Here is a 6,762-nt window from a genome sequence, read left to right on the forward strand (position 1 = left end):
CCACCTTAATCTCCCCTAAACATACGCCCCCCGCGCTTGGTGTCTGACCTATACCCGAGATACACTCGCAGTGACGTGTCTGGGAGCCCGCTGGCCGCCGCGCCCCCAACGGATGCGCGAGGCGACAGATTGACAACAGGCAGGTGACTGGTGTGGCCAGTCATTTTTTGTCCAACCATGCGAAACAACACCGCCATTCTCACCATCGGTATCATTCTGCTCTTCCTGTGTCTGGCCGCCTGCGAACCGCAGGTCGTCACGGTCGAAGTCACGCGCCTGGTCGAAGTTGGTGGGACGGTATTTCCGACTCCGCGGCGTACGGCGGAGCCAGCCGTCGCGGTGACGCCGGCACCGGCCCAGCCGACGCCCCAGGTCATCACGGCCACGGTCGAAGTCACCCGGCCGCCACTCGGCACGGCCGAGCGGCCGGTGCAACTGCTCTTCCCGCCCATCGCCAGCAGCGCCGTCATCACCCAGCGCGGCGAGGCGCTGGTCGCGGCGCTGGAGGCGGCGACAGGCGTGGAGTTCGCCATCGGCATCCCCGATAGCGAGGAGGCGTTGGTGGCGCTACTGTGCGCCGCGCCGGCCGACGTGATCGGCGTCGTCTCGGCCGCGGCCTATACGCTGGCCCATGACCAGTGCGACGCCCAGGCCGGCCTGGTCGCCCGTCACAGCGACGACCTGACCTGGCAGATGGGCATGATCGTCGTCCGCCCCGGCGGCGGCAGCGCGCTGGCCGACCTGGCCGGCCAGCGTTGGGCGGTCTCTGACACCCGCAGCCTGCCCAACTACCTCTACTTCCGGGCCAAGTTGGCCGAGGCGGGCGTCGAGCCGGGCGAGATCGTGACGATGCCAGAGGACAGCAGCGCCCTGATGGCGCTCTACAGCGAGGAGGTCGACGTGACCACGGCCGACTTCATCCCGCCCATCATGCCCGTCGACCGGACGTGGGTGTATGGCGAGACGGAGCCGGAAGAGTGGCGCGCCCTGGGCATTTCGCCCACCCGCAGCCCGATCGGCTACGTGCTCGTCGCGGGCGAACCGGAATTTGGCGGCTACCGGCTCCGCGACGCGCGCTCGCGCCTGTTCGACGTTACCCCCGACATCTTCGACGCTACCCGTATCCTGGCCCTCAGCGAGCCGATCCCTAACGAGACGGTCGTGTTCGGGGCCGATTTTCCGCTCAGTTTGGCCCGACAGACGCTGGCGACCCTGGCCGAGTTCGCCGCGTCGGAAGCGTGCCAGACGTCGCTTTGTTCGGCCGATTTCTATGGTTGGACCGGACTGGAACCGGCCAATGACGCCGCCTATGACCCGATTCGCTTTATCAAAGACACACTGGACCTGGAAGCTGCCGACCTATGGGCAGAACTGGACTGAGATGATCGACGTTGCCATCATTATCGTCAGTTGGAATGTTCGCAATTATCTCTCCGACTGCCTGCGATCGGTGGCAGCTGACTTGCGCGCTTCCCGCTTGCGGGGCGAGATTTGGGTCGTCGATAACGCCTCGACCGACGGTACGGTGGAACTGCTGGAGGATCTCTTCCCGCAAGTCCACGTCATCGCCAACCGGCACAACCCCGGCTTCGGCGCGGCCAACAATCAGGGCTTGCGCGCTGCCGCTGCCTACCACCCGCGCTACTACTTCTTCTTGAACCCGGACACGCTGGTGCGGCCAGGGGCCATTGGCAGGCTGATCAAGTGCCTCGACGAGCGACCCAAGGGCGGCATGGCCGGGGCGCGACTCACCTACGGCGACGGCCGCTTCCAGCACAGCGCCTTCTCTTTCCCCGGTCTGGGCCAGCTTGTCTTCGACCTCTACGCCATGCCGCCGCGACTCTACGATAGCCGGCTGAACGGCCGCTACCCGCGCCGCTTCTACCAGCCCGACCGCTCGCCCTTCGCCATCGACCACCCCCTGGGGGCGACGATGCTCGTCCGGGCCGACGTGGCCGAGTCCACCGCCGGCTTCGATGAGTCGTTCCACATGTATTGCGAGGAGATCGACTGGAGTTGGCGCGTACGCGAATCGGGGTGGGAGATTTACGTGGTTCCGGCGGCCGAGATCGTCCACTTTGGCGGCGAGAGCACGCGCCAGATTCCGGCCCAGTCGCTGCTCAATCTGTGGACCAGCCGCGCCCAACTCTACCGCAAGCACCACGGCCGGCTCAAGCGCACGGTCGCCGGCTGGCTGGTGCGGTCACATATGCGCCGGCGCGCCCGGCAGGCCAATGACCCGCAGCTAAAGGCCGCCTATGAGCACATTGTGACCGTGTGGTCGGATGGGGCGTCGGGATCGTGAAGAGATGAAACACGGATGGGACACGGATCAGACGGATAATACGGATAGATCAATCCGTTTCATCCGTAAAATCTGTGTCCTATCCGTGTTTAATTCTTATGGGGCGAAGCGTTCGATGGTCGCGTTCGTCCACAGCCCCTCCAGCCAGGCGTCGAACGTCGCCTGTAGCAGCGCGAACCGGGCGTCGGCCGTCAGGGCGCGGTCAGGCTCGCGCTCGGTCACCTGGACGATGTAGTAAACGGTCGCGCCGTCCGCGCCAGTCACGGCGACCAGGTCGCTGATCTCGCCCGGTTGCAGGGCAAAAGCCGCCGCTTCTACCTCCGGAACGAGCAACCCCCCGGCGGCGAAGAACCCCAGGTCGCCGCCGTTTTCCCCCGTCACCCGGTCGACCGAGTTCTGTTCGGCCAGAAAGGCGAAGTCGTCCCCGGCCCGCGCCCGCTCGAGCACGGATTGGGCCAGCGCCGCGTCGTCCATCTGGATGTAGCGCGCGCGCACCTGCTCGGCCGTCGTCGGCACGTTGGCCGTGACCCGCGCCGCCATTTCACCGGCGACCATCTCGGCCGCCAGCGCCGCGCGGAACGTCTCCTCGGTCCAGCTATTCTCCTGGAGCCACGTATCGAACGCGCCCGCCTCACCCGATTCGGTGCGCAGTTCGGTCAGGCGCTCCTCGACCTGCTCCGGCGTGACGGTCACGCCCTGGGCCGCGGCCTCTTGCAGGATCAGCTCGCGCTCGATGAGGGCGTTGAGCACCTGCTCGCGGTAGTCGGCCGCTGGTTCGACGCCGGCCGCCGCGTTGGCCGCCTCGTAGCGGGCCAACTCGTGCTCGTAATCGCTGAGCAGGATGAGCGCCCCGTTCACCGTGGCGGCCAGCGGCGGCAGCGGGGTGGGGGAGGGCGGGATGGGTGTGTTGGTGGAGACGACAGGGGGCACGGTGGCCGGCGGGGGAGTGGCTTCGCCCGGCGTCTCAGTCGTGGCCGCCGGGTCTTGCCGGCAGGCGACGGCCGCCAACATCAGGATGAGCAGCGCGCAAAGCGCGAGAATGCGTTGTGTCATGGGCGAATTATAACCCTACGGGTGTGCTTATCGAGTTGATTAAGAGGAACACAGAGAGACAAGGAGAAGATGCCTCTTTTCTCAGTGTCCCTCTGTGTCCGCTCTCTGTGTCTCTCTGTGTTCCTCTTAGAATGTATTCTCAGCCACAACCTGCCCACGTTTGACAACCGTCCGTACCAGGTTCACGCCAAAGCGGTAGCCAAGCTGGCGATAGTCGGCCACGTCCAGAATGAGCAAGTCACCCTGATAGCCGGGGGTCAGGCTGCCAACCTGGTCGCCGCGGCCGATGGCGAAGGCGGCGTTGAGCGTGGCCGCGACAAGGGCCTGCGCCTGGGTCAGTCCCATGTAACGGCAGGCCAGGGCGATGACCATCTGCATCGATTCGCACCAGCACGTGCCGGGGTTGCAATCGGTCGCCAGAGCGAGCGCGCCGCCCGCGGCCAGAATGGCTTTGGCCGGTGTGTAGTCGCGGTGGGCCAGGCCAAACGGCGTGCCCGGCAGCCCCACCGCGACCGTTTGACCGCGGCCGAGCGCGGCGATGTCGGCTTCCGGCGTGCTGACCAGGTGGTCGGCCGAGGTCGCGCCCAACTCCACAGCCAGTCGCGTGCCGCCCAGCCCGGCGAACTCGTCGGCGTGCACCTTGAGCCGGTAGCCCAGGGCGGCGGCCGCCTCCAGGATGCGCCGCGTCTGATCCACGTCGAACACGCCCTCCTCGCAGAATACGTCGCAGAAGAGTGTCAGGCCGCGCGCCCGCATCCAGGCCGCGCCGGCGGGCAGGGTGTCCTCGATGAGGTAGCGGACGTAACCGTCGGTGTCGCCGGCGTATTCGGCCGGGATGGCGTGGGCGGGCAGGAAAGTCGGCGTGATCTCGACCGGCTGGGAGTCGTGAAGGGCCATGATGGCGTCGAGCTGGCGCAATTCGGCGGCTGTCTCCAGGCCGTAGCCCGTCTTGGCCTCGACGCTGGTTGTGCCGTAGCGCAGCAGGCGGGCCAGCCGGGGCAGGTTGTCGGCCACCAGTTCGGCGACGGTGGCCGCCCGCGTCTGGCGCACGGTGGACATGATGCCGCCGCCGGCGGCCATGATCTCCATGTAGGTCGCGCCGCCGAGGCGCTGTTCGAACTCGCCGGCCCGGTCGCCCATCCAGGGGATGTGGGTGTGCGGATCGACGAAGCCGGGCAGGACGCAGCGCCCGCCGGCGTCGAGCGCCGTCGCGGCGTCGAAACGGGCGCGCAACTCGGCTGAAGGCCCGGCGGCGACGACTCGCCCATCGGCGACGGCTACCGCGCCGTCGGCGATGAGGCCCAGGTCGCCCAGGGCCGCGCCGCGCTGCGGGCCGCCGTGGGGTGGGACGAGACAGAGCTGCCCGGCCGAGTGTACTAACAGATCGATTGGTTCGCTCATGGGGAAACCTCACGCCCCTCGCGCAGCCAGCGGGCCAGGACGAGGACGGCCAGCACCATCACCGTCGCCGCGACGAGGCTGTTGCCGACGACGCCGGCCCGGGCCCAGACGAAGGGGCCGACGATGGAGCCGATGGTGCGCCCGGCGGCCATCGCTCCAAAGGTCATGGACATCACCGCGCCGCGCGCCTCCGGCACGATCTCGGTCAACAGCGGGATGGCTCCAACGACGGCGATCTCGAAGAAGAAGAACACACCCACCAGCGCGGCCAGCGCCGTGGGCAGGCTGCCGACGCTGAACGGGACGAGCAGAAAGGCGGCGGCCGTCAGCAGGCCGGCCAGGATGACCACCGGCCGCTTGCCGAAGCGGTCGACCGACCAGCCGGCCGTCCCCTCGCCGGTCATTTCGGCCAGGCCGATGAGCGTCGTCGCCAGCCCTAACCCGGTCAGGCTGAGGCCAAACGTGCTCTCCATCCAGTCGCCGTAGACGATGAACAGCGACTCCTGAGCCACCAGGGGCAGCAGCATGTAGAGCGCCGCGGCCCAGATGACCGGGTGCTTGCGGAGCATTTGCCAGGTATAGGCGATGCTCACGGATCCGTGGTCGTGGCGGCGGGCGGCGGGCAGGGTGCGCCAGAGCAACGCGGCGGCGGAGATGCCGCCAATGCCCAGCCAGAGGAACGGCGTTGACCAGTCGTAGCGAGTGATGAGCCAGCCGGTCAACGGCGCGCCGATCAGGAAGGCGCCGCTCCAGCCGAACTCTGTCACCGCCAGCGCCCGACCGCGCTGGGCGTAGGGCACGGCGTCGCCGAGGTAGGATTGCATGGCCGGGTCATAGATGACCTTGACCGCGCCCACAGTGACCAGCGCCAGACCCAGCGTCCACACGCTCGGCGCGGCGGCGACCAGCAAGACGGTGGCGCTGAAGATGGCCAGACTGACGGCCATGGCCGCGCGCCGGCCGAAGCGCTCGGCCAGCGGGGCGAGCAAGGGGCTGAACAGGCCGGTGAAGTTGCGCAGCGAGATCAGCCCGTAGATAGTCGGCAGCGGCACGCCCAGACCGCGAGCGAAGGCCGGTGCGAACGGGTAGACGAGGCGCAGGACGCCATTGAGGCAGAAGCGGCCGGCGGTGAGGATACCCAACTGGGCGACCCGCCGGGCGTCCCAGGCCCACTCTCCGGGCGGCGGCGCGGCGGGGGCGGGTACGTCAGAGGGCGGGGCCGCGTCCGCCGCGTTATCTCGATGAGGGGCCATAAGGGGGCAAGTGTAGCGCATGGGAGGGTGGCGCACAACGCCAACGCATGACAATCCGCCGCGGCCTGCTACAATGTGACCATGCCTGACAATCCCGCCGGCAAGCCCATTTCGGGTGACGCCGTTCCCTCGCCGCTCCCGCCCGCTCTGGCCCGCAACCGGGTTCTCGTTGCCATCGTCCTGCCCTTGGCCGCGGCGCTGCTGGTCGGCATCATCACCGGCGCGTTGACGGCCCGCGTGGCCGGCGCGCCCGGCAACGCCGCGCCCCTCTTCGCCGCGTTGGGCATCGCCAGCTGGTTCACCGGCCTGCGCTTCTACGGGCTGCGCGGGCTGGGGTTGCGCGGCGGGCGGCCCCTCTTCGCCGGCATCGGCTTCGCCGTGCTGGGTTGGGTGGCCGTGCTGATCGGCCGCTTCCTGCCCGGCTGGCCCACGACGACCTTCAACCCCGACGGCCAGGCCGTGGTGGAGTTCGCCCTGCTGGTGGAAGTCATCGCCATTCGCTCGGCCGGGTCGGGGCGCGCCTTCGCCTACCTGCTGCTGTTCGAGGCGTTTGCCGTCCAGGTGTGGACGTTCGGCCTCGTCTTCCGGGCGCTGGCCGACTGGCGCGGCGGGCTGACGGCGGCCGTCGCCAGCGGTGTGCTGTTCGGCGCGACCGGCTACCTGCTGTTCGGTGAATCGGTCGCGCCGGGACTGCCCAGCCTGTTCTACTTTCTGCTGTGGGGCGTGCTCTACGGCATGATCCGCCTGCGG

At 68.3% G+C, this 6,762-nt stretch carries 5 protein-coding genes and 1 pseudogene; 3 read left to right on the plus strand and 3 right to left on the minus strand.

The features are described 5' to 3' along the window. Positions 1–177: 177 nt before the first annotated feature. Complete coding sequence (locus ACE3UY_RS12485) at positions 178–1,380, plus strand: phosphate/phosphite/phosphonate ABC transporter substrate-binding protein (protein ID WP_374687845.1); 1,203 nt, start codon at positions 178–180, stop codon at positions 1,378–1,380. Position 1,381: 1 nt separating this feature from the next. Then, positions 1,382–2,305, plus strand: a complete 924-nt coding sequence (locus tag ACE3UY_RS12490) for a glycosyltransferase family 2 protein (protein ID WP_374687846.1) — start codon at positions 1,382–1,384, stop codon at positions 2,303–2,305. A 96-nt stretch (positions 2,306–2,401) separates the two neighbouring features. On the opposite strand, the gene ACE3UY_RS12495 is transcribed toward ACE3UY_RS12490, so the two are convergent. The 3 genes from ACE3UY_RS12495 to ACE3UY_RS12505 all read right to left on the minus strand — a co-directional run bounded on the left by ACE3UY_RS12495 (position 2,402) and on the right by ACE3UY_RS12505 (position 6,012). Continuing rightward, a complete protein-coding gene (locus ACE3UY_RS12495; protein ID WP_374687847.1) occupies positions 2,402–3,358 on the minus strand; it encodes a peptidylprolyl isomerase in 957 nt (318 codons plus the stop codon). A 126-nt stretch (positions 3,359–3,484) separates the two neighbouring features. Then, positions 3,485–4,759 (minus strand): imidazolonepropionase, encoded by a 1,275-nt coding sequence (gene hutI / locus ACE3UY_RS12500; protein ID WP_374687848.1) that lies wholly within the window; start codon positions 4,757–4,759, stop codon positions 3,485–3,487. Beyond that, entirely contained in the window at positions 4,756–6,012 is a 1,257-nt protein-coding gene (locus ACE3UY_RS12505; RefSeq protein WP_374687849.1) for an MFS transporter, read from the minus strand. The genes hutI and ACE3UY_RS12505 overlap by 4 nt, the downstream gene beginning before the upstream one ends. A gap of 81 nt (positions 6,013–6,093) precedes the next feature. Here ACE3UY_RS12505 and ACE3UY_RS12510 point away from each other — a divergent pair. After that, positions 6,094–6,762: pseudogene (locus tag ACE3UY_RS12510) on the plus strand (hypothetical protein); the annotation flags it as partial.

The organism is Promineifilum sp. (SeqCode), assembly GCF_041918635.1.
Taxonomy (GTDB): domain Bacteria; phylum Chloroflexota; class Anaerolineae; order Promineifilales; family Promineifilaceae; genus Promineifilum.